Source organism: Kitasatospora sp. NBC_00458 (assembly GCF_036013975.1).
Classification (GTDB): domain Bacteria; phylum Actinomycetota; class Actinomycetes; order Streptomycetales; family Streptomycetaceae; genus Kitasatospora.
Window position 1 is genome coordinate 1,942,925 of sequence record NZ_CP107904.1, and the last position, 21,924, is coordinate 1,964,848.

At 73.1% G+C, this 21,924-nt stretch carries 22 protein-coding genes and 2 tRNA genes; 6 read left to right on the forward strand and 18 right to left on the reverse strand.

Annotated features, from left to right (window positions below):
- Positions 1–148: 148 nt before the first annotated feature.
- The 8 genes from OG550_RS07160 to pgsA form a co-directional block, all read right to left on the reverse strand.
- Positions 149–907 (reverse strand): YebC/PmpR family DNA-binding transcriptional regulator, encoded by a 759-nt coding sequence (locus OG550_RS07160; RefSeq protein WP_327675740.1) that lies wholly within the window; start codon positions 905–907, stop codon positions 149–151.
- Positions 908–999: 92 nt separating this feature from the next.
- The gene (pdxT, locus tag OG550_RS07165) at positions 1,000–1,617 is read right to left on the reverse strand and encodes a pyridoxal 5'-phosphate synthase glutaminase subunit PdxT (protein WP_327675742.1); all 618 of its coding nucleotides are present in this window, start codon (positions 1,615–1,617) and stop codon (positions 1,000–1,002) included.
- A 90-nt stretch (positions 1,618–1,707) separates the two neighbouring features.
- The gene (gene pdxS / locus OG550_RS07170; protein ID WP_327675744.1) at positions 1,708–2,619 is read right to left on the reverse strand and encodes a pyridoxal 5'-phosphate synthase lyase subunit PdxS; all 912 of its coding nucleotides are present in this window, start codon (positions 2,617–2,619) and stop codon (positions 1,708–1,710) included.
- Positions 2,620–2,863: 244 nt separating this feature from the next.
- Positions 2,864–3,409, reverse strand: a complete 546-nt coding sequence (locus OG550_RS07175; RefSeq protein ID WP_442905952.1) for a hypothetical protein — start codon at positions 3,407–3,409, stop codon at positions 2,864–2,866.
- Positions 3,410–3,438: 29 nt separating this feature from the next.
- Positions 3,439–3,807, reverse strand: a complete 369-nt coding sequence (locus OG550_RS07180) for a 5-carboxymethyl-2-hydroxymuconate Delta-isomerase (RefSeq protein ID WP_327675746.1) — start codon at positions 3,805–3,807, stop codon at positions 3,439–3,441.
- A gap of 116 nt (positions 3,808–3,923) precedes the next feature.
- Positions 3,924–5,108: a glycosyltransferase family 4 protein gene (locus OG550_RS07185; RefSeq protein WP_327675748.1), complete on the reverse strand. Its 1,185-nt coding sequence runs from the start codon at positions 5,106–5,108 to the stop codon at positions 3,924–3,926.
- A gap of 30 nt (positions 5,109–5,138) precedes the next feature.
- On the reverse strand, positions 5,139–6,110 hold the full coding sequence (locus OG550_RS07190; RefSeq protein ID WP_327675750.1) for a phosphatidylinositol mannoside acyltransferase: 972 nt from the start codon (positions 6,108–6,110) through the stop codon (positions 5,139–5,141).
- A gap of 15 nt (positions 6,111–6,125) precedes the next feature.
- On the reverse strand, positions 6,126–6,773 hold the full coding sequence (gene pgsA / locus OG550_RS07195) for a phosphatidylinositol phosphate synthase (protein WP_327683718.1): 648 nt from the start codon (positions 6,771–6,773) through the stop codon (positions 6,126–6,128).
- A 282-nt stretch (positions 6,774–7,055) separates the two neighbouring features.
- Between pgsA and OG550_RS07200 the strand changes: the two genes are divergently transcribed.
- Positions 7,056–9,110 (forward strand): elongation factor G-like protein EF-G2, encoded by a 2,055-nt coding sequence (locus OG550_RS07200; protein ID WP_327675752.1) that lies wholly within the window; start codon positions 7,056–7,058, stop codon positions 9,108–9,110.
- Positions 9,111–9,173: 63 nt separating this feature from the next.
- Here the strand turns inward: OG550_RS07200 and OG550_RS07205 are convergent, their stop codons facing one another.
- The gene (locus OG550_RS07205) at positions 9,174–9,623 is read right to left on the reverse strand and encodes a thiol-disulfide oxidoreductase DCC family protein (protein WP_327675754.1); all 450 of its coding nucleotides are present in this window, start codon (positions 9,621–9,623) and stop codon (positions 9,174–9,176) included.
- A 206-nt stretch (positions 9,624–9,829) separates the two neighbouring features.
- On the opposite strand from OG550_RS07205, the gene OG550_RS07210 reads away from it, so the two are divergent.
- Positions 9,830–11,473, forward strand: a complete 1,644-nt coding sequence (locus tag OG550_RS07210) for a hypothetical protein (RefSeq protein WP_327675756.1) — start codon at positions 9,830–9,832, stop codon at positions 11,471–11,473.
- Positions 11,474–11,543: 70 nt separating this feature from the next.
- Here OG550_RS07210 and OG550_RS07215 read toward each other — a convergent pair whose 3' ends face one another.
- The 4 genes from OG550_RS07215 to OG550_RS07230 form a co-directional block, all read right to left on the reverse strand.
- Positions 11,544–12,104, reverse strand: coding sequence for an HIT family protein (locus OG550_RS07215; protein ID WP_327675758.1), 561 nt, complete (start codon positions 12,102–12,104; stop codon positions 11,544–11,546).
- 79 nt (positions 12,105–12,183) lie between these two features.
- Positions 12,184–14,163 (reverse strand): threonine--tRNA ligase, encoded by a 1,980-nt coding sequence (gene thrS, locus OG550_RS07220; RefSeq protein WP_327675760.1) that lies wholly within the window; start codon positions 14,161–14,163, stop codon positions 12,184–12,186.
- A 99-nt stretch (positions 14,164–14,262) separates the two neighbouring features.
- Positions 14,263–15,447 (reverse strand): hypothetical protein, encoded by a 1,185-nt coding sequence (locus OG550_RS07225; protein ID WP_327675762.1) that lies wholly within the window; start codon positions 15,445–15,447, stop codon positions 14,263–14,265.
- A 32-nt stretch (positions 15,448–15,479) separates the two neighbouring features.
- Entirely contained in the window at positions 15,480–16,034 is a 555-nt protein-coding gene (locus OG550_RS07230; protein ID WP_327675764.1) for a DUF4365 domain-containing protein, read from the reverse strand.
- A 151-nt stretch (positions 16,035–16,185) separates the two neighbouring features.
- Here OG550_RS07230 and OG550_RS07235 point away from each other — a divergent pair, with 151 nt between their 5' ends.
- Positions 16,186–16,953, forward strand: coding sequence for an exonuclease domain-containing protein (locus OG550_RS07235; protein WP_327675766.1), 768 nt, complete (start codon positions 16,186–16,188; stop codon positions 16,951–16,953).
- Between the two features lie 92 nt (positions 16,954–17,045).
- Here OG550_RS07235 and OG550_RS07240 read toward each other — a convergent pair.
- The 3 genes from OG550_RS07240 to OG550_RS07250 form a co-directional block, all read right to left on the reverse strand.
- A tRNA-Val gene (locus tag OG550_RS07240) sits at positions 17,046–17,117 on the reverse strand.
- Between the two features lie 209 nt (positions 17,118–17,326).
- Positions 17,327–17,398: transfer RNA gene (locus OG550_RS07245), tRNA-Val, on the reverse strand.
- A gap of 176 nt (positions 17,399–17,574) precedes the next feature.
- Positions 17,575–18,099: a TIGR02611 family protein gene (locus OG550_RS07250; protein WP_327675768.1), complete on the reverse strand. Its 525-nt coding sequence runs from the start codon at positions 18,097–18,099 to the stop codon at positions 17,575–17,577.
- A 195-nt stretch (positions 18,100–18,294) separates the two neighbouring features.
- Between OG550_RS07250 and OG550_RS07255 the strand changes: the two genes are divergently transcribed.
- A complete protein-coding gene (locus OG550_RS07255; protein WP_030056266.1) occupies positions 18,295–18,708 on the forward strand; it encodes an SsgA family sporulation/cell division regulator in 414 nt (137 codons plus the stop codon).
- 465 nt (positions 18,709–19,173) lie between these two features.
- Positions 19,174–19,743 (forward strand): CGNR zinc finger domain-containing protein, encoded by a 570-nt coding sequence (locus OG550_RS07260; RefSeq protein WP_327675770.1) that lies wholly within the window; start codon positions 19,174–19,176, stop codon positions 19,741–19,743.
- Between the two features lie 133 nt (positions 19,744–19,876).
- Here the strand turns inward: OG550_RS07260 and OG550_RS07265 are convergent, their stop codons facing one another.
- On the reverse strand, positions 19,877–20,410 hold the full coding sequence (locus OG550_RS07265) for a hypothetical protein (RefSeq protein ID WP_327675772.1): 534 nt from the start codon (positions 20,408–20,410) through the stop codon (positions 19,877–19,879).
- Between the two features lie 126 nt (positions 20,411–20,536).
- Here OG550_RS07265 and OG550_RS07270 point away from each other — a divergent pair, with 126 nt between their 5' ends.
- The gene (locus OG550_RS07270) at positions 20,537–21,037 is read left to right on the forward strand and encodes a DsbA family protein (protein WP_327675774.1); all 501 of its coding nucleotides are present in this window, start codon (positions 20,537–20,539) and stop codon (positions 21,035–21,037) included.
- A 22-nt stretch (positions 21,038–21,059) separates the two neighbouring features.
- Here the strand turns inward: OG550_RS07270 and OG550_RS07275 are convergent, their stop codons facing one another.
- Positions 21,060–21,917 (reverse strand): GNAT family N-acetyltransferase, encoded by an 858-nt coding sequence (locus tag OG550_RS07275; RefSeq protein WP_327675776.1) that lies wholly within the window; start codon positions 21,915–21,917, stop codon positions 21,060–21,062.
- Positions 21,918–21,924 lie beyond the last annotated feature (7 nt).

The following is a 21,924-nucleotide window of genomic DNA, read 5'->3' on the forward strand; positions in this document are numbered from 1 at the left end:
GGTCACCGCCCCGGTGGGTCGCCGCCGCCTCCGGGCGCTGCGACCCGTCGGCCCGGCGACCTGCGAAGGCTACCGCCCGGGTCGGACAACGGCTCGAACGACACCGGCCCGGTGGTCGTGGGACCACCGGGCCGGGACGCGGGTTCGGTCACTCGGCGTCGAGCTGGGCACCGACCTCGTCGCTGATGTCGTAGTTGGCGAAGACGTTCTGCACGTCGTCGCTGTCCTCCAGGGCGTCGATCAGCTTCAGGATCTTGCGGGCGCCGTCGACGTCCAGCTCGACCTGCATGCTCGGGAGGAAGTTGGCCTCGGCCGAGTCGTAGTCGACACCGGCGTCCACCAGGGCGGTGCGGACCGCGACCATCTTGGAGGCCTCGGAGACGATCTCGAAGGAGTCGCCGAGGTCGTTGATCTCCTCGGGCTCCTGGTCGAGGACGACCTCGAACAGCTTGTCCTCGTCGACGCCGTCGGCCTTGGGGACGATCACGACGCCCTTGCGGTTGAACAGGTACGAGACCGAGCCCGGGTCGGCCATCGAGCCGCCGTTGCGGGTCATCGCGACGCGCACGTCGGAGGCGGCGCGGTTGCGGTTGTCGGTGAGGCACTCGATGAGCACCGCGACGCCGTTCGGGCCGTAGCCCTCGTACATGATCGTCGAGTAGTCGGCGCCGCCGGCCTCGGCACCCGAACCGCGCTTGACGGCGCGGTTGATGTTGTCGATCGGGACCGAGCTCTTCTTCGCCTTCTGGATGGCGTCGTAGAGGGTCGGGTTGCCGGCCGGGTCGCCGCCTCCGGTGCGCGCCGCCACCTCGATGTTCTTGATCATCTTGGCGAAGAGCTTGCCGCGCTTGGCGTCGATCACGGCCTTCTTGTGCTTGGTGGTAGCCCACTTAGAGTGGCCGGACATCGCCAGCTCCTTTACGTCGCCAAAGGGAAATGAACAGATGAGATCTTACCGGTGCCGCCACCGGTCGCCCGCACACGGTCGCTCGCGGACGGTCACGCGGCGGCGAGGTGCTCCTCGACCATCCGCACGAAGTAGGCGTGCACCCGGTGGTCGCCGGTGAGCTCGGGGTGGAACGACGTCGCCAGCAGGTTGCCCTGGCGCACCGCCACGATCCGGCTCTCCGGGCCGTCGGCGGCGGGCAGCTCGGCCAGCACCCGCACGCCCGCGCCGACCGACTCCACCCAGGGGGCGCGGATGAACACGCCGTGCACCGGCGCGTCGTCCAGGCCCTCGAAGGCGATGCCCGACTCGAAGGACTCGTTCTGCCGGCCGAAGGCGTTGCGGCGCACGGTCATGTCTATGCCGCCCACCGTCTCCTGGTCCTCGCGCCCGTCCAGGATCTTGTCGGCCAGCATGATCATGCCGGCGCAGGTGCCGTAGACCGGCATGCCGGCGGCGACCCGCTCGCGCAGCGGCCCCATCACGCCGAACAGCAGCGCCAGCTTCGACATGGTGGTGGACTCCCCGCCGGGGATCACCAGCGCGTCGACCCCGGCCAGCTCCTCGGCACGGCGGACCGGGCGGGCCAGCGCGTCGGCCTCGGCCAGCGCGACCAGGTGCTCGCGGACGTCGCCCTGCAGGGCGAGGACGCCGATCACTGGAGTGGACACTGTTACTACCTCTTCAGACTCTTGTTCGGACGACGCGCAGCGGCCCGCCGCACCGATGATCACACCGTGCGGCGGGCCGTCCGGCGGGGACTACCAGCCGCGGTTCGCGTAGCGCTCGCTCTCCGGCAGGGTGTCGCAGTTGATGCCGACCATGGCCTCGCCCAGGTTGCGGGAGGCGTCGGCGATGATCTTCGGGTCGTCGAAGAAGGTGGTCGCCTTGACGATCGCGGCAGCACGCTTCGCCGGGTCGCCCGACTTGAAGATGCCGGAGCCGACGAAGACGCCCTCGGCGCCCAGCTGGCGCATCAGCGCGGCGTCGGCCGGGGTGGCCACGCCACCGGCGGAGAACAGCACGACCGGCAGCTTGCCCAGCTCGGCGACCTCCTTGACCAGCTCGTACGGCGCACGCAGCTCCTTGGCCGCGGCGTACAGCTCGTTGTTGTCGAAGCCGCGCAGCTTGGCGATCTCGTTCTTGATCTGGCGCAGGTGGCGGACGGCCTCGACGACGTTGCCGGTGCCGGCCTCGCCCTTCGAACGGATCATGGCCGCGCCCTCGGCGATGCGGCGCAGCGCCTCGCCCAGGTTGGTCGCGCCACAGACGAAGGGGGTGGTGAACGCGAACTTGTCCGAGTGGTTGACCTCGTCGGCCGGGGTCAGCACCTCGGACTCGTCGATGTAGTCGACACCGAGCGACTGCAGGACCTGGGCCTCGACGAAGTGGCCGATCCGGGACTTCGCCATGACCGGGATGGAGACCGCGGCGATGATCTCCTCGATCATGTTCGGGTCCGACATGCGAGCGACGCCGCCGTCCTTGCGGATGTCCGCCGGAACCCGCTCAAGCGCCATGACGGCGACAGCGCCGGCGTCCTCGGCGATCTTGGCCTGCTCGGCGTTGACCACGTCCATGATCACACCGCCCTTGAGCTGCTCGGCCATGCCGCGCTTCACCCGGGCGGTACCGATCTGCGGCTGGTCTGCGGTGGTGGGGGTGGTGGACACGTGAGACCTCACTCGAAGATGAACCAGTGCTATCGCCCTATGGTAGGCGGAAGAAACGGCGCCTCCATGCGCCACCAAGTCCAGCCCGACCGGCGGGATACGACAAACAGGACGGATCCGGACCCCCGTCCCGACGGGCGAAACCAGCGGACACCGGGACGTGTCCGACACGGCCGGGGACCCCGCGTCCGGGCGGGCGCACCCCCTCGGGGACGCCCCTCGGACGCCGCCGTGAAGGCACACCCTACGAGGGCGCACCCTCCGGGGTCAGCGCCGACGGCGGCGCGTCGTCCATCTCGAAGGCCATCGGGAACGGCGCCTTGCCCGCCAGTCGGAAGTAGCGCACCAACCGGTGCTCACGAACCGCCCGCGCCGCCCGCACCGCGTCGTTGTGGAACCGCCGCGCCATCGGCACCCGCCGCACCGCCGCCGTCAGCTCCCGCACCGCCTCCTCGCCGCCCGGCTCGGCCACCAGCACCGCGACCTGCTCCGGATCCGCGAACACCGCACGCAGCGCCAGACTCAGCTGGCTCTCCGCCACCTCGCGCTGCTCGTCCTCCGCCTGCCGCGCCGCGTGCGCCGCGTCCAGCAGCAGCAGCGACGCCGCCGGGTCCAGCAGCGAGGACGTCGCCAGCTCCATCGCCACCGACCCCCGGCGGACCAGCTGCGCGTCCAGCGCCGCACGGGCGGCGTCGATCCGGGCGTGCAACCGGTCCAACCGGCCGGCCGTCCAACTCAGGTACATGCCGAACAGCACCACGGCCACGCCGGCCCAGATCCAGGTAGTCACGGGGCGCTACGCTACCGGGTGCCACCGGTTCACCCCTCGATCGCCGTGTTCCGGTAGGCCTCGCGGTCGATGTCCCGGACGTCCACCGCCAAGTGCAGCCGCTCGCCCGGCGCCGGCGCCAGGTGCTCGCCCAGCAGCGCCAGCACCCCCTCGGTCAGCGCCGCCTTCGCCTCGCCGCTGCGCCCCGGGAAGATCCCGAACTGCACGAACACCTGGGCCTCGGGGCGCTCGCTCTCCCCGACCACGACCTCGGGCTCGTTCCGACGGAAGATCGTCTTGCACGCCTCCGGCTTCGCGGCGATCGTCTTCACCGCCAGCCGGTTGATCGCCAGGCCCAGGGCCCGGCGGTCGAAGGAGCCCTCCAGGCTCGGCGAGTAGTCGACGGAGATCTGCGGCATCGGGTGCCTCCAGGTACGCGGGAAAGGGTCTGGCAGACCCAACCACGGCGGCCCCCCGGGCCATCCCGGACCGGGCCCCCGGTTTCGGCCCGGCCCGGGCCCGCTCCCCGCCCCGCTCAGTCGCGGGCCAGCCCGAACCGGCCCCGCCGGCCGCTGCGCTCGTCCTCCTCGACCACCGCCGCCGCACCCGACGCCACCGTCTCGTACACCGCCAGGATGTCCGCGCCCACCGTCGACCAGTCGAACCGCCGCACGTGCCGCGACGCCGCGCCGCTCAGCTCCCGCAGCCGCCGCGGATCCGCCAGCAGCCGCAGCGCCGACCGGGCCAGCGCGTCCGCGTCCTCCACCGGGAACAGCTCGCCGGCGTCCCCGCCGTCCAGCACCTGCTTGAACGCGTCCAGGTCGCTCGCCAGCACCGGCGCACCCGCCGACATCGCCTCGACCAGGATGATCCCGAAGCTCTCGCCGCCGGTGTTCGGCGCCACGTACAGGTCGACGCTGCGCAGCAGCCGGGCCTTGTCCCGGTCGCTCACCATCCCGAGGAACTCCACCTGGGCGCGGACCTCCGGCGCCAGCCCGGCGACCGCCTCCTCCTCGTCGCCCTTGCCCGCCACCAGCAGCCGCACCCCCGGCCGCTCGGCCAGGATCCGCGGCAGCGCCGCCAGCAGCGTCGGCAGGCCCTTGCGCGGCTCGTTGATCCGCCCGACGAAGCCGATCGTGCCCGGCCCGCCGTCCGCCGCCCCGCCCGTCCAGCGGGCGTCCGGCTCGGCCTCCGCGAAGAACCCCACGTCCACGCCGTTCGGGATCACCACCGCGTCCCCGCCCAGGTGCTCCACCAGCGTCCGCCGCGCGTACTCACTCACCGCGATCCGGGCCCGCATCTTCTCCAGCCCCGGCTGCAGGATCGGCGACGCCGCGATCATCGCCCGCGACCGCGGGTTGGACGTGTGGAACGTGCCCACCATCGGCCCGGACGCCGACCAGGCGGCCAGCATCGACAGGCTCGGCGCGGCCGGCTCGTGCACGTGCAGGATGTCGAACCGCTCCTCGTGCAGCCACCGCCGCACCCGGGCCGCCGACAGCAGGCCGAAGCTCAGCCGGGCCACCGAACCGTTGTACGGCACCGCCATCGCCCGCCCCGCCGAGACCACGTACGGCGGCAGCGCCTCGTCGTCCTCGGCCGGCGCCAGCACCGACACCGCGTGGCCCAGACCGATCAGGTGCTCGGCGAGGTCCCGGATGTGGAACTGCACCCCGCCGGGGACGTCCCAGTCGTACGGGCAGACGATGCCGATCTTCACAGGTCTCCTCATCCTCCTCCGGGCGGGCCGTCAGGCCCCGGAGGCCTCCGCGGCGGGCTCCTCGACGGGGCGGCCCGGCGGACGCTCCGCAACCTCCACCGTCTCACGGACCGGGAGGTCGGCCAGCCAGAACCGTTGCAGCATGTGCCAGTCCTCCGGGTGCTCCCGGATCGCGTCCTCCCAGACCGCCGCCATCGCCTGCGTCATGATCCGGGTCTTCTCCTTGCGGTCCCCCTCGGCCGGGACCGCGACCTCCGGGTGGATCTGCGCCCGCAGCATCCGCCCCTCGTACCAGAGCGACACCGGCATCAGCGCCGCCCCGGTCCGCTGGCACAGCGCCGCCGGACCCGCCGGCATCCTGGTCGCCTCACCGAAGAACGACACCTCGACCCCGGCCTCCGACAGGTCGCGGTCCCCCACCAGGCAGACCAGCTTCCCCTCCCGCAGCCGCCGCGCCAGCGTGCCCACCACGTTCACCGAGCCACCGGTCAGCGCCAGCACCTCCATGCCCAGGCTCTCGCGGAACGCCACGAACCGGTCGAACAGCCGCTCCGGCTCCAACCGCTCCGCAACCGTCGTGAACGGGTACCCCTCCAGCGCCACCCAGGCGCCCGCCAGGTCCCAGTTGCCCATGTGCGGCAGGGTGATCACCGCGCCCCGCCCCGACTCCAGGGCCTCCCGCAGCTGCTCGAACCCGTCCACCCGGACGTCCCGGGCCACCCGCTCCCGGCTCCACACCGGCAGCCGGAACGACTCCAGCCAGTAGCGCATGTACGAGCGCATGCCCGCCCGCGACAACTCCCGCAGCCGGGCCTCGTCCGCTCCCGGACGCACCCGCAGCAGGTTCGCCTCCAGCTGCAGCACCCGCGGGCCGCGCCGCCGCCACGCGTAGTCCGCCAACCGGTCGAACAAGCCGCGCGCGGCCGGCTCGGGCAGGTGCTTGAGCACCCCCCAGCCCGCCGCGTACGCCCCGTACACCAGCCGGTCCTTCAGGTCCTTCACCGCAGGCCCGCCCCTTCAGCTCCCGGCCGCCACGCGGTCCGCCTCGAACGCCTCGCGGCGCACGGTCACCATCCGCTGGACCACCGTCACCAGACTGCCCGCCGCCACCAGCCACAGCGCCACCGGCAGCAGCCACTCCACGTACGGCACCCCGAACGTGGCCAGACCCGCGACACCGGCCGCCACCAGGCTGATCACCAGCCGCTCGGCCCGCTCCACCAGCCCCGACACGTCGCACGGCAGCCCCTGGCTCTCCGCCCGCGCCTTGGTGTACGACACCACCAGCCCGCTCGCCAGGCAGAACACCGCCACCGCGCACAGCAGGTCGTTGTCGCCCTTGCCCGCGTACCACATGGCCAGGCCGCCGAAGACCGCCGCGTCCGCGACCCGGTCCAGCGTGGAGTCCAGGAACGCCCCCCACTTGGTGGACCGCCCCAGCTGCCGGGCCATGTTCCCGTCGACCAGGTCCGAGAAGATGAACAGCGTGATCGTGACGGTGCCCCAGAAGAACTCCCCGCGGGGGAAGAACACCAGCGCACCCGTCACCGAACCGGCCGTACCGACCAGCGTCACCGTGTCCGGACTCACACCCAGCCGGATCAGGAACGCGGCGAACGGGGTCAGGACACGTGTGAAGAAGGCACGCGCGTATTTGTTGAGCATGGCCTTCCGGACCGCTCCGATCTCCCTGGTACCCGCCTGCGGCCAGAGAACGCGGCAGACGACCGGATGGATCAGCCCACCCGGCGCACCCATGGTAGCCACGCCGGGGAACCGACCCCGCCCACACACCGCCCGACCCGGCCCAGCGCGCCCCGGCACCCGCCGCTCTCCCCCGCACCCGCACCCGCCCCGCACCCGCCCCGCACACCGCCGACCCGGCGCGCGCGCACCACCGCACCTAGACTTTCACCGACAGCCTCGGCGCGACGGGAGGAGACCCCGATGCCCGACCGCAGCACCGCCCGAGCCGGCCAGGCACCCGCCGTCACCGGACCAAGCGACCTGCGCAACGTCGTCCTCATCGGCTGCGCCGGCGTGGGCAAGACCACGCTCGCCGAATCCCTCGCCCACGCCGCCGGCGCCGTCGGCCGCCCCGGCCGCGTCACCGACGGCACCACCGTCGCCGACCACGAACCCGTCGAGCACCAGCAGCAGCGCTCCGTCCAGCTCTCGGTCCTCCCGCTCGCCTGGAACGGCGTCAAGATCAACCTGCTCGACCCGCCCGGCCACCCCGACTTCGCCGCCGAACTGCGCGCCGCCCTGCACGCCGCCGACGCCGCCGTCTTCGTCGTCTCCGCCACCGACCCGGTCACCGCCCCCACCCGCGCCCTCTGGCGCGAGTGCGCCGCCGAGGGCATCCCCCGCGCCATCGCCGTCGCCAAACTCGACATCGCGCGCAGCGGCTTCGACGAGATCCTCACCGCCTGCCACGACGCCTTCGGCCTCGGACCCGACACCCTCCGGCCGCTCTTCGTCCCCGTCCACCACGACGGCCGCCCCGACGGCAGCGTCGACCTGCTCACCGGCCACACCTACGGGCGGACCGACCCCCTGCCCGACACCGCACCCGCCCGCGAGAGCCTCGTCGAGGCCATCTCCGGCCAGGACGACGCCCTCATGGAGCGCTACCTCGCCGGCGACCCCCTCGACACCGACGCCCTCGAAGCCGGACTCCGCCGCGAAGTCCTCACCTGCGCCCTCCACCCCGCCGTCCCCACCAGCGAGAACGGCCTCGGCGCCACCGAACTCCTCGACCTCATCACCACCTCCTTCCCCGACCCCACCGAACGCACCCGCCCCGCCCCCGAGTGCGACCCCGACGCCCCGCTCGCCGCCCAGGTCGTCCGCGTCACCGGCGACGCCTACGTCGGCCGGATCAGCCTCCTGCGCCTCTACGCGGGCACCCTGCGCCCCGACACCCGGATCCAGCTCGCCGGCCCCGACCACCCCGCCGACCAGGACACCGAGGAACGCGTCACCGGCCTCACCAGCCCCTTCGGCAAACTCCAGCGCCCCGTCCCGCACGCCGTCGCCGGAGACCTCGTGTGCGCCGCCAAACTCACCAGCGCCCGGGCCGGCGACACCGCCCACGACCCCGGCCACCCCGTCAAGCTCGACGGCTGGACCCTCCCAGAACCACTGCTCCCGATCGCCGTCGAGGCCCACAGCAAGGCCGACGACGACAAGCTCTCCCAGGCGCTCACCCGGCTCGCGGCCGAGGACCAGGCCCTCCGCCTGGAACAGAACCCCGACACCCACCAGCTCGTCCTCTGGTGCACCGGCGAAGCCCACGCCGAAGTCGTCCTCGACCGCCTCCGCACCCGCCACGGCGTCCACGTCGACACCGTGGAACACCGGGTGGCCCTGCGCGAGACCTTCGGCACCGCCGCCGCCGGCCACGGCCGCCTCGTCAAACAGTCCGGCGGCCACGGCCAGTACGCCATCTGCGAACTGGAGGTCGAACCCCTGCCCTCCGGGTCCGGCTTCGAGTTCCAGGAACACGTCGTCGGCGGCGCCGTCCCCCGGCACTTCATCCCCTCCGTCGAGAAGGGCATCCGCGCCCAGCTCGGCAAGGGCGTCGCCACCGGCCACCCGCTCGTCGACATCCGGGTCACCCTCACCGACGGCAAGGCGCACTCCGTCGACTCCTCGGACTCGGCCTTCCAGACCGCCGCCGCCCTCGCCCTGCGGGACGCCGCCGAGCACGCCGTCATCCGGCTGCTCGAACCCGTCGCCGCGGTCGGCGTCCTGCTCCCCGACGACTACCTCGGCGCCGTCCTCGGCGACCTCTCCGCCCGGCGCGGCCGCGTCCTCGGCACCGAGACCGCCGGCCCCGGCGTCACGCTGCTCCGCGCCGAGGTGCCCGAGCTCGAACTCGCCCGCTACCCGGTCGACCTGCGCTCGCTCACCCACGGCACGGCCGAATTCAGCCGGTCCCACCTGCGGCACGAACCGATGCCCGCCGCGCTCGCGGCCCGCTTCACCGAGAAGGACTGAACCCCGGGGAGCGCCGGGCCCGGTCGCGGGCCCGGCGCCGCACCCCGCCCCTGCGGCCGCCCGTCACTCCTGGTCGGCCCCGGCCGGCGGCCGCTGCGGCAGCGCGCAGGCGGGCGTCCCGCCCGGCATCCGGTGCCGGTTCCCCGCCACCCACCGGTACGCGAGCGCCGCCACCGGCCGCACCGGCGCCAGCGCCAGCAGCCCGCCCAGGTACGCCCACGCCCCGCCCGACCTCAGCAGCAGCCGCGCCACCGCCTGCGCCCCGCCGTACACCCGGCCGGCCGGCGTCACCCAGAGCAGTTCGCGCTCCGCGCGCTCCCAGGACACCTCCCCGCGCCCCCCGGCCAGGACGTCCAGACCCTCCAGGTCCGCGAACTGGAACGGCACCGCGTCCCAGCCCCCCGACGCCAGCGTCTGCCGCAGGTACCGCTCGGCCCAGTTCTTGCACGTCGTGCAGAAGGCGCAGTCGCCGTCGAAGACCAGCACCGGGTCCTTCACCACCGCGTTGTCCATACCGCCATCGTGCACCATCCGGCACCACCGTCCACCGACGGGGCGGCCCCGCGGGCGACCGGGCGCATCGTGCCGGCGAAACGTGGGCATCATGCCCCACAGGTCCACCATGGCGCGTTCGTGACGGCACTTCAGACGATCATCCACACCGCGGCACCGGGGCACGGTAACCTGCCGCAGGACAATGGGGAGGAGGGGACGCCACCGTGACCACACTCGACATGACCCCGGGTGCGCAGATACCCCGGACCGACACCGGCCCGCAGACCGCCGGCACGCAGGCGCTCTCCTCGGCCGCGTACCGCGACGGCAAGCTCGAAGTCGACGCCGGCAAGCTCGACGGGGCCACCGCCAAGAAGGGCCGCTTCGCCCTCTTCGCCCCCAACTTCGGCGAGGCCTTCAGCAAGGCGCTGATCTCCCGCGCGCTCGGCGGCGACCGGAAGCCCCTGGTCCCCGCCTTCGGCGTCGACACCCGCCAGATCGTCGAGCACTCCCTCGCCGCCGAGGAGATCCGCCGCAACCGCGACCGGCAGCTGTCCACCGTCTCCGTCGTCACCGGCGTGCTCTGCCTGCCCGGCACCCTGATCTGGCTCGGCGCCTTCCAGCTCCGCGCCTGGCTCAGGCGCGACAACCCCAAGAACGCCGGCGTCTACGGCGGCATCGTCCTCGCCCTCGCCGCCACCCTCGCCGTCCTGTTCGCCGTCAAGCCCCCGGCCGGCGGGATCCTCGGCCTCTACCTGCGCATCGTCATGCTGGCGCCCGTCATCGGCTGGTACCTCGCGAAGCGCATCGTCGTACGCACCGCCGTCGACCTGCGCGCCCGCTGGCTGCAACTGGTCGAGGGCAACGCCGTCGCCGCCACCGTCCCGATGGCCGTCCCCCGCGACGACCTCGACAAGAAGGCCGCCGACCTGCGCGCCAAGCTCGGCCGGCTGGACGCCGAGCAGGAGACCAACGTCCAGCACTACGCCGGCCCCAAGGGCATCCTCGGCGCCGGCCGCCGCTGGGGCGAGTGGAAGCTCGTCGACACCCTGCGCCCCGCCGAGGGCCAGATCGACTTCCGCCAGTTCCACCCCTGGGACCTCGTCCGCAAGATCGCCGGCCACCTCAAGTCGCTCGGCATCAGCGAGGTCGCCAACAGCGGCATGCCCGGCGTCCGCGTCAAGCAGTGGGTCGTCTTCGAGGTCGGCGAGAGCGCCGACGAGATCAGCCGCCCCGGCAACGCCGACATGGACGGCGACCACATGCGCGACTTCGCCGTCCAGGCCATCGCCGACAAGCAGACCTTCGGCGGCGGCCCCCGCCACTACCTCGCCACCCAGTTCATCACCCACGACGGCAAGCTCGTCCTGACCTTCACCGTCACCGTGGTGCTGCTCGCCAACACCCTCAACATCACCGTCGCCGGCTACGCCCTCGGCCCGATCAACGGCTACTTCTTCGACAAGCCCAAGGACAAGGAGAAGTCGGTCGCCAAGACCGTGCGGTTCTGGGAGGAGCGCACGGTCAAGCTGCCGCTGATCGACAACGACGAAGTCGTCCGGCAGGCCGTCCGCGCCCCCTTCTACCGGATGCCCGGCCTGCTCTCCTGGCTCGGCGGCGGCCTCGGCCTGCCCGAGCCCTTCGGCCTGCGGCACATCTGGGCCGGCGCGCCGTGGGGCACCCGCACCATGGCGGACAACGCGCTCAACTCCGCGCACCCCGTGCTCGGCGCCGTCCACACCGCCACGCTGGAGTTCCTCGCCGAACACGACCTGGACACCGAGCGCGCCTTCAAGGGCCGCGCCGCCGGGCTCAAGGCCGAGGCCCAGGGCAGCCGCCCGTTCAAGGTCGACCAGTACGACGCCTGACGCCCGCACCGGGCACGACGACGAGGGCCCCGCCGACTCCACGGTCGGCGGGGCCCTCGTCCGTTCCGGCTCAGTCCTGCGGCCAGGCCTCGGCCAGCATCTTGCGGGTGTCCGCCAGCAGCTGCGGCAGCACCTTGGTGTGGCCGACCACCGGCATGAAGTTGGTGTCCCCGCCCCAGCGCGGCACCACGTGCTGGTGCAGGTGCGCCGCGATCCCGGCACCGGCCGCCGTGCCCTGGTTCATCCCGATGTTGAAGCCGTGCGCGCCCGAGGCCGCGCGCAGCGCCGTCATCGCCTTCTTGGTGAACACCGCCAGCTCGGCCGTCTCCGCCCCGTCCAGCTCGGTGTAGTCCGCCGCGTGCCGGTACGGGACCACCATCAGGTGGCCGCCGTTGTACGGGTAGAGGTTGAGCACCGCGTACACGGAGCCGCCGCGCGCGACGACCAGCCCGTCCTCGTCACTCAGCGACGGAATCGAGCAGAACGGGCAACCGTCGTCCGGAGCCGGGCCGGTGGGCTTGTTCTCGCCCTGGATGTAGGCCATCCGATGGGGGGTCCACAGGCGGCGGAAGCCGTCCGGCTCGCCGACGCCCCGCTGCAGTTCCGGCTCAGTCGTCATGCTGATCAGCATATTCTCCCGCGCGTGCTTGCAAAGCAGCGCGGGGCAGACTCCTGAGGAGCCCGCCCCGCGCTCAGGCGCGCCCGCGGCGTCACACCTGGATGCGGCGCTCCACGGCGTCGACGATCTCGGCGACCGCGTCGGCCACCGGGACACCGTTCTTCTGCTCGCCGTTGCGGTAGCGGAAGGACACCGCGCCCGCCTCGACGTCGTCGTTGCCGGCGATCAGCATGAACGGGGTCTTGCTCTTCTGGGCGTTGCGGATCTTCTTCTGCATCCGGTCGTCCGAGGTGTCGACGTCGACCCGGATCCCGCGCTTCTTCAGCTCGGCCGCGACCTCCAGCAGGTACGGCACGTGCTCGTCGGTGATCGGGATGCCGGTCACGGTGACCGGGGCCAGCCACGGCGGCATGGCGCCGGCGTAGTGCTCCAGCAGCACCGCGAAGAAGCGCTCGATCGAGCCGAACAGCGCCCGGTGGATCATGACCGGCCGCTGGCGCGAGCCGTCCGCCGCCGTGAACTCCAGGTCGAAGCGCTCCGGCAGGTTGAAGTCGAGCTGGATGGTGCTCATCTGCCAGGTGCGGCCGATGGCGTCCCGCGCCTGCACCGAGATCTTCGGGCCGTAGAAGGCCGCGCCGCCCGGGTCCGGGACCAGCGGCAGGCCCTGCTTCTCGGCCACCTTGGCGAGGACCGCGGTGGCCTCCTCCCACGCCTCGTCCGAGCCGACGAACTTCTCCGGGTCCTTGGTGGACAGCTCCAGGTAGAAGTCGGTCAGGCCGTAGTCGCGCAGCAGGTTGAGCACGAAGGTGAGCGTCGAGTCGAGCTCGTCGGCCATCTGCTCACGGGTGCAGTAGATGTGCGCGTCGTCCTGGGTGAAGCCGCGGGCGCGGGTCAGGCCGTGCACCACGCCGGACTTCTCGTACCGGTAGACCGTCCCGAACTCGAAGAGGCGCAGCGGCAGTTCACGGTACGAGCGGCCGCGCGCGTCGAAGATCAGGTTGTGCATCGGGCAGTTCATCGGCTTGAGGTAGTAGTCCACGCCCTCGTCGAGCTGCATGGGCGGGTACATACCGTCCGCGTACCAGTCGAGGTGGCCGCTCTTCTCGAAGAGCTTCCCCTTGGTGGCGTGCGGGGTGTAGACGAACTCGTAGCCCTCCTCCTCGTGCCGGCGGCGCGAGTAGTCCTCCATGGCGCGGCGGATGATGCCGCCCCTGGGGTGGAAGACGGCGAGGCCGGAGCCGATCTCCTCGGGGATGGAGAAGAGGTCGAGCTCGTTGCCGAGCTTGCGGTGGTCGCGCTTGGCGGCCTCCTCCAGGAACTCCAGGTGCGCCTTGAGCGCGTCCTTGGTCGGCCAGGCGGTGCCGTAGAGGCGCTGGAGCATGGGGTTGCGCTCGCTGCCGCGCCAGTACGCGGCGGCCGAGCGCATGATCTTGAACGCCGGGATCATCCGGGTCGACGGCAGGTGCGGGCCGCGGCAGAGGTCGCCCCAGCACAGCTCGCCGGACTTCGGGTCCAGGTTGTCGTAGATGGTCAGCTCGCCGGCGCCGACCTCGACGTCGGCACCCTCGCCGGCGGTGGCGGCGGAGCCCTTGAGGCCGATCAGCTCCAGCTTGTACGGCTCGCCGGACAGCTCCTCGCGGGCGGCCTCGTCGGTGACGACGCGGCGCGAGAACCTCTGCCCCCGCTTGATGATCTCCTGCATCTTCTTCTCGATGGCCTTGAGGTCATCGGGGTGGAACGGCTTCTCGACGTCGAAGTCGTAGTAGAAGCCGTCCTTGACCGGCGGGCCGATGCCGAGCTTGGCCTCCGGGAAGAGCTGCTGCACGGCCTGCGCCATCACGTGCGCGGTGGAGTGGCGCAGGATGTCCAGGCCGTCCTTGCTGCCGATCTCGACCGGCTCGACCTCGTCGCCGTCCTGCACGGCGTACGCGAGGTCCTTGAGCTGGCCGCCGACGCGGGCGGCGATGATCGAGCGGTCGTCGGCGAAGAGCTCCGCGGCCGTGGTGCCCGTGGTCACCACGCGCTCTTCCCGATCGGGTTCGCGGCTGATGATTACCCGGACGTCCGTCACCGGTCTCTCCTGACGTGCTGGATTCATAGGACGCAACACTCCGCTGCGCGTGACGATGGTACCGAGACCGGTGGCCCCACCGTCACCTCCGTACCCTCCCTACCCGTCGCCCAGCGTCTTGAGCAGCCGCTCCCGCTCGGCCTCCTCCAGGCCGCAGGGCTCCAGGCCGGTGGGCCGGGTGAGCCGGCGGAAGCCGCCGCGCCGCTCCAGCCGGCCGCTGACCCGGACCGGGGTGCCCGCCAGGTGGGCCCCGGCGGCCAGCCGGTAGGCGGGGTCGGGGAGGCGGACCTTCACCTCGTCGACCTCGGCGCCGCCGAGCACCCGGAGCCGGACCGAGCCGGGCCCGGCCGGGTCGGCGCGCTTGAGCCGGACGACGACGCCGACGAGGGTGACGGCGACGGCGGGTTCGATGCGTTCCAGCAGCTCGGCGGCCTCGGCGAGGGCGGGCAGGTCGCCGGGCGAGAACTCCAGAGCGATCCGGCGGTCGCCGAAGCCGCCGGGGGCGCCCGCCGCGGCCGACCAGGCGACGGTGAGCTGGGCGGCGGTGGCGCCGCGCACCAGCTCCTCGACGGACTCGACCAGCTCGCGGCTGACGCCGGACTGGACGGCGTTCTCGAAGGCCTCGGCGCCGCCGCTGACCCGGCGGTAGTCGACGGCGTCGCGCAGCGCCTCCAGGGCGCGCACCAGGGTGGTGACCGCGGCCCGGCCCTCGGGGGCGGGGGTGTAGGCGGTGAGGCCGGGGCCGCCGGGGACGACCAGGACCCGGTCGAGGAAGTCCCCGGCCCAGCCGTCGAGCCGGGCCCCGAAGTAGGCGGCCCGGGTGCGGCCGGCCTTGGCGCCGGCGGCGAGCATGGCGCGGGCCGCCCGCTGGAGCCGTTCGGTGTCCTCCCAGGACACGGTGGCGGGGTCGGCGGCGGCCGCCGTGCCGGACGGTCCGGCCGGGTCGCGCCGCCACTGGAGCTCGTCGCCGGGGACGGCCAGCGCGAGCAGGATGGCGCGGGCGGAGGGGCTGGCGGAGCGGGAGAGCGCGGTGACGGCGTCGGCGAGCAGGTCGACGGCGTCGTCGAAGCCGTCACCGGCGGGGACGAGCAGGCTGGTGCCGGGATCGGTGCCGTCGGGCGGCGTCCACCGGCCGTACCGGGCGGAGGGCCCGCCGCGCCGGACCCAGCCGTGCCGGGCCAGCAGGGTGGCGAGCACCGCGGGGTCGACGGCGGCCGGGTCGGGCAGCGCCCGGTCCCGCGGCTCGCCGGGCCCGTGGCGCAGTGGCCCGTGGGGCAGTGTCATGGTGCGGCTCCTCCCGGCCGGGGGCCGGGCCGTCACGGGCTGCCGCCCGCGCCGACCCTGGCCATGATGTCGCACAGTGCGCGGTCGTCGAAGACCTTCGCGGTGGGCACCCGGACGTTGGTCCGGCGCTGCCCGGTGACCGGGTGCCCGGCCAGGTTGATCCAGTAGCAGCAGTGCCGCAGCTCCAGCGCGTCCGGCCGGGCCGCCAGCCAGTGGTCGACCCGGCGGGGCAGCAGCATGACGACGAGGATGCGGGGCACCGCGACCCGGGGGCGGGCCAGCTTGCGCAGGTGGTCGTTGTCCAGGGTGAAGCTGAAGTACGGGCCGCGCGGATCGGGGGCGATCTGCTGGGTGGCCTTCAGCTGGATCTTGACGGTGACCTCGTCGTCGACCTCGTGGGCCCGGGACCCGTGGCTGACCTGCCAGTCGATGCCGTTGTCGGGGAACGGCTGGGAGAGCGAGCAGCCGGCCGCGGCGGCGACCGCGTGCAGGTAGCCGACCTGCAGCGTCTCCATGCAGGCGGTCACCGCCAGGTTCCCCCGCAGGGCGGCCTCCGCCCCCTCGGGCTGCGGCTGGGTCAGCGCCATCACCGGGTCCCTCCCCCGTCCCCCGGGCCCGTCCCGATTCGAACAGGGCACCTGTCGGCAGGGTGCCCGGCCGGTGTTGCGCCAAACGGTTGAGGGGGTGTCAGGAGCGGGTATCACCGGGGCGGGAACGCGCTGTATCCGAGGGGCAGTCATGCAGCAGCACTGGTTCACCGGCCCGATCGCCTCCTTCGACACCGAGACCACCGGCGTGGACGTCGAGACCGACCGCATCGTCTCGGCCGCCCTCGTGGTCCAACTCGCCCCGGGCGCGGCCCCGCGGGCGACCACCTGGCTGGCCGACCCGGGCGTGCCGATACCGGACGGCGCCCGCGCGGTGCACGGGATCAGCGACGAACGGGTCCGGGCGTTCGGCCGTCCCGCGCGCGTGGTGGTGGCGGAGATCGCCGCCGCCCTGGCGGAGCAGGCGCGGGCCGGCCGCCCGGTGGCGGTGATGAACGCACCCTACGACCTGACGCTGCTGGACCGGGAGTTGCGCCGCCACCAGGGCGTGACGCTGACCGACGCGGTGGGCCCGGCGGGCCTGCTGGTGCTGGACCCCCGGGTGCTGGACAAGCACGTGGACCGCTACCGCAAGGGCCGCCGGACGCTGACCGACCTGTGCGCGCACTACGGCGTGGACCTGGCCGGGGCGCACGACGCGGCGGCGGACGCGGCGGCGACGCTGGCGGTGGTCCGGACGATCGGGGCGCGCTACCCGGCCGCACTGGGCGGACTGACGGTGGCGGAGCTGCACCTGCGGCAGGCGGTCTGGCACGCGGCGCAGGCGCGGGGGCTGCAGGCGTGGTTCGACCGGTCGGGGGCGGACGAACGGGTGGACCTGTCCTGGCCGCTGCGGCCGGCCCGGTGCGGCTGCGGCCGCCGGCTGTCGCCGGAGCACAGTTGCGGGGTGGCGGCGTAGCACGGGCCCGGCCGGGGCGCCCGGCGCCCGGTGCGTGCGCGAACGCCGCAGGCCCTGACCGGTCTTCCGATCAGGGCCTGCGTGCTGTCCGGTGGGCGATACTGGGATCGAACCAGTGACCCCTTCGGTGTGAACGAAGTGCTCTCCCGCTGAGCTAATCGCCCGGGCAACGAGAAGAACTGTAGCACCATTCGGGGGGTGCGGTACAACTCGGTTCCCCGAGGTGGCGGCCGACACATCCGCAGAACTCGCACTCCGCACGGAAGATGACTGCCACTCAGTCCATTCCCGGGCACAGTTCACGGGATTGCGGAAATACATGTGAGGCCCAGCCGATAATCGGCTGGGCCTCACATATCACAATGCATTCCGGTGGGCGATACTGGGATCGAACCAGTGACCCCTTCGGTGTGAACGAAGTGCTCTCCCGCTGAGCTAATCGCCCGGGTGCAGGGAAAACATTACCGCATCCCACGGGGTGGTCCGAACACGCCCGCCCCCGGCCCCGGAACGCCTCCCGGGCCGGCCGCCTCACCCGGACGGCGCACCTCCGCCCCCGCTCCCCCCGCCCGGCCCGGACCTCGGCCCGGGGGCCGGACCGGGACCGGGACCGGTCCGCGCTCAGTCCTCGTCGATCTTCCAGGGCATGACCAGCCCGTACTTCCACAGGTACCAGCCGCCGATCCCGGCGATCACCGCCAGGCCGATCACGGTGAGCGTGATGTTGCGGCGGCGGACCCGCGGGTCCAGGGCCTTCTGCGCCGCCTCGGCCACCTTGCGGCGGGTCCAGCGCAGCGCCAGCTGGGCCCAGACGAACTCGGTCGCCCAGACACCCATGCCCAGGAAGATGACCACCCAGCCGGGACCGGGCAGCGGCAGCATGATCACGCCGAGCACCACCACCGCCAGGCCGGCCAGGAAGACGGCCACCTGCCAGCTCAGGTGCAGCGGGCGCGAGCGGCGGATGAAGTGCGGCGCGCGGGACCCGAGCGGCCGGCCGCCGTCCGCACCCGCGTCGCCCGTCCCGTCCTCGCCGTCCGCGCTCCCCGGCCCCGTCGGCACCCCCGTGTCGTCCGGCACGATCACATCCCCCGCTCCCGTGTTCCCGCCCGCGTCACCGCGTGCCTTGTCGCTTCGCACAGTCATGCCAGGAAACTAACCGAGAAGCGGCCCGGTAATGCCCCCGGCAGGCAGTCTGTGGCGATTCCGCAATGCGCCGTAAGGGGTACGACTCGCGCCCGAATCGGGACAGAGGGGTTTACATCGGTCTTGGAGGTGGGATGGTCCGTTCGCCGACGTGCGATTCCCCGAGCGCACACTGAGCGAAAGGCCATGGCGCTTATGAACACCACGGTCAGCTGCGAGCTGCACCTGCGCCTCATCGTGTCCAGCGAGTCCTCACTGCCCGTCCCCGCGGGCCTGCGCTACGACACCGCCGACCCCTATGCCGTGCACGCCACGTTCCACACCGGCGCCGACGAGACCGTGGAGTGGGTGTTCGCCCGAGATCTCCTTGCGGAGGGGCTGCACCGACCCACGGGTACCGGCGACGTCCGGGTCTGGCCGTCGCGCAGCCACGGGCAAGGGGTGGTCTGCATCGCGCTGAGCTCTCCGGAAGGAGAAGCCCTGCTGGAGGCCCCGGCCCGAGCGCTTGAGTCGTTCCTCAAGCGGACGGACGCCGCCGTGCCCCCCGGCACCGAACACCGTCACTTCGACCTCGACCGGGAGCTGTCCCACATCCTCGCCGAAAGCTGACCCCGCCCGGAGGCGGTCACGCCCCGCTTGTCGGCGGGGTCGTACCCCCTGCCGTCACCGCAGCCGTCCTACTCGGGGGCACGGCAGCAGACTCAGCCGCGCACGACGCGGTCTCGGGGCCGGTGAAACGATTCGCCCCCATCAGGGGCGGGTCACCGCACCGAAAGCGCCCGGCAGTGAGGCCGGCCACCCAGACGGGTGGCCGGCCTCACTGCCGGGCGCGGGTGTCCGTGCGGGCGCCCCCGCCTCCGCCCGCCCCACCGGTCCTCCCCGCCGACCCTCCTCGCCGACCCTCCCCGCCCGTGCTCCCCGCCCGCCCTTCCCGTACGCCCTTTCGTACACACTGACGAGATCCGTACGCACCTTCGGGGGAAGCCGCCGCCGTGCGCCGCGCGGCCCGGTAAGGTCTGGAAGTGACCGTAGTCGCGGGGCGCCGACGGCCCCCTCCGCGCGAGGAGCCCCTACGTGCTGATCACCCATGACACCGAGTGCGCGCTGAGCATCCTCGTCGAGCTGCTCAACACCGCCCCCGAGGTGTGCGGCACCGAGCTGCTGCCCGACGTGGCCGCGCTCGACGCCTTCGTGATCCGCCAGGAGATCAGCGAAGTCGACTCCCTCACCGACGACGACCTGCGCCGGGTGCACGAGCTGCGCTCACGGCTGCGCGAGGTGTTCGGCACGGAGTCCACCGAAGAGGCCGCCGAACTGGTCAACGCGCTGGTCGCCGCCGCGGGCACCACACCCCGGCTCACCAACCACGACCACCACGGGTGGCACATCCACTACTTCGCGCCGCACGCCGCACTCGGCGACCACCTGGCGGCCGAACTGGGCATGGCGCTCGCCTTCATCCTCACCGCCGGCGAGCGCGAGCGGCTGCGCCGCTGCGAGGCCCCCGACTGCGCGCGGGTCTTCGTCGACCTCTCGCGCAACCGGTCGCGCCGCTACTGCGACAGCCGGACGTGCGGGAACCGCCTGCACGTGGCCGCCTACCGGGCACGCCAGCGGTCCGCCGAGACGGTTCCCTCCGCCTGAGCAGCACGACGCCCCGGTGCCGGACGGCCCGCCGTCCGGGACCGCGCCCCGACCGGCCCGCCCCGGGAGCCGGCTCCGGACACACCGAAACCGCCGGACCGGCCCCGGCCCGGCACGGACGCACCGCCCCCGCTCAGATACCGCGGCGGCGCAGGATCTCCTCGATGTCGGCGAAGTCACCGAGGCCGTCGTCCCCCTTGGACCGCTTCCCCGGCCCCGCCTGCTTCCCCGCCCCGGCCTGCTTCACCTGCTCCGGCTGCTTCACCCGGCCCGCCGCACCGGACGGCGCCGCGGCACCGGCGCCCGGGGGCGCACCCACGGCCGGACGCGCCGGAGCCGGGCCGGCCGCCGCCGGACGCGCCTCGCCCCCGCCCGCCGCACCGCGCCGCGCCGCCCAGCGGGTGGCGAACAGCAGACCCGCCGAGACGCCCAGCAGCACGATCCCGGTCCACACCCGCGGGTCGAAGACCAGCTTCGTCGCCCAGTCGCCCAGCTCGCTGCCGATGGTCCGGGCCACCGGGAAGAGACCCGTCAGGTAGAGCCCGGCCGGCACCAGCGCCACCGCGAACCAGCGGGTCGCGGAGAGGAAGCGCCGGCGGTACGCGCGCAGGCCCGCGACGGCCACCCCGGCCGCCGTGAGCGCGAAACCCACCGCCGCCGTCAGCACGGCCGCGTCCCGTCGCCGGCCGGCCTGTCAGTCGTACCGATCATCTCGTCGGACCTCCCGTCGCCCCGGTCTGGCCGGACCCGGCCGCCGGAACGGCACCGGACCCACTAGTGGAACACTGGGGGCATGATCGAAGGTTCCCTCCCCCGTCTTGAGTTCTGGTGCGAGCTCCAGTGCCCGGACTGCCGCACCGCCCTGGACGACGTCCGGACCCTGCGCGCCCGGTACGGCGACGCGCTCCCGGTCGAGCTGCGCCACTTCCCGCTGGAGAAGCACAAGCACGCCTACGCCGCGGCCGAGGCCGCCGAGGAGGCGTTCGCGCAGGGACTGGGGTGGCCGTTCGTCGAGGCGCTGCTGGCCCGGGTCGAGGAGCTGGACGCCCGCGGCACCGAGGTGCTGCTGGAGGTCGCCCGGGAGGTCGGGATGGACGCCGAGGAGGTGGACACCGCCCTGGTGGACGGCCGGCACATGCTGATCGTCGATGCCGACCAGGCCGAGGGCAAGGCGATCGGCGTGCAGGGCACGCCGACCTACGTGATCGCCGGGCAGCGGCTCGACGGCGGCCGGAGCCAGGACGGCCTGCTGGACCGGATCGTCGCCGTCATCGAAGCGGCGAAGGCCTCCTGACGCACGGCCAGGGGACGCGGCGTCAGATGAGCGCCTTCCCGTAGACCCGGTTGGTCACCCGGTAGCCGAGCGAATCGTAGAGGCGGATCGCGGCCTCGTTCCCGCTGAAGACGTTCAGCCCGAGGTCGCGGACACCGGCACCCAGGCACTCCTGCTCCGCGAGCAGCATCAGCGCCCGGCCGTACCCGCGCCCCCGGTGGGCCTGCGTCACCTCCACCACCATCACCCAGGCCAGCGGCGAACCGTCCGGCAGGTCGCGGACCCGCAGGGCCAGCCAGAGCGAGCCCAGCGGGTCCGGACCCGCCGGATCCGGACCCGCCCCCCACAGCCGGCGCAGCGCGACCCCCGGGGTGTCCGCCCCCTGCGGCAGCAGGTTCACGTGGTCCGCGTCGGACTTGGCGCGGGCCTGCTCCTCCGCGAGGCCCGAGGAGACCAGGTCCCGCAGGTAGCCCTCCTTGGCGTCCGCGAGCCAGCCCGGGAACTCCTCGGCACCGATCGGGCGGGCGGCGACGCCGGGCGGCAGCGCCGGCGGCCCGGAGAGCCGCTTGGCCATGTTCCGCATCCGCTCGGCGTAGCCGAGGGTGACCGCGAGCGAACGGGCCAGCCTCGCCCCCTCCGGGATGTCGGCGTCCACCCGGGTACAGCCCCAACCGCGCAGCACCTCCTCGGCGGCCAGCGCGCCGAACGTCCCGCGCCCCCGGCCGCGCCCCTCGTGGACTTCCAACTCGGCTATCTCACCCCAGAGTTGCCCGCCGCGTGTAACGACACTGGTGCGCAGCGCGCCGACCGGGCGGCCGTTGGCGCAGATCCTCCAGCGTCTGGTGCGGCCGCCGCCGGCGGTGGATGTCTCCGGCCCCTCAGGGCGCAGCGTGGTGGTCATGCCGGGG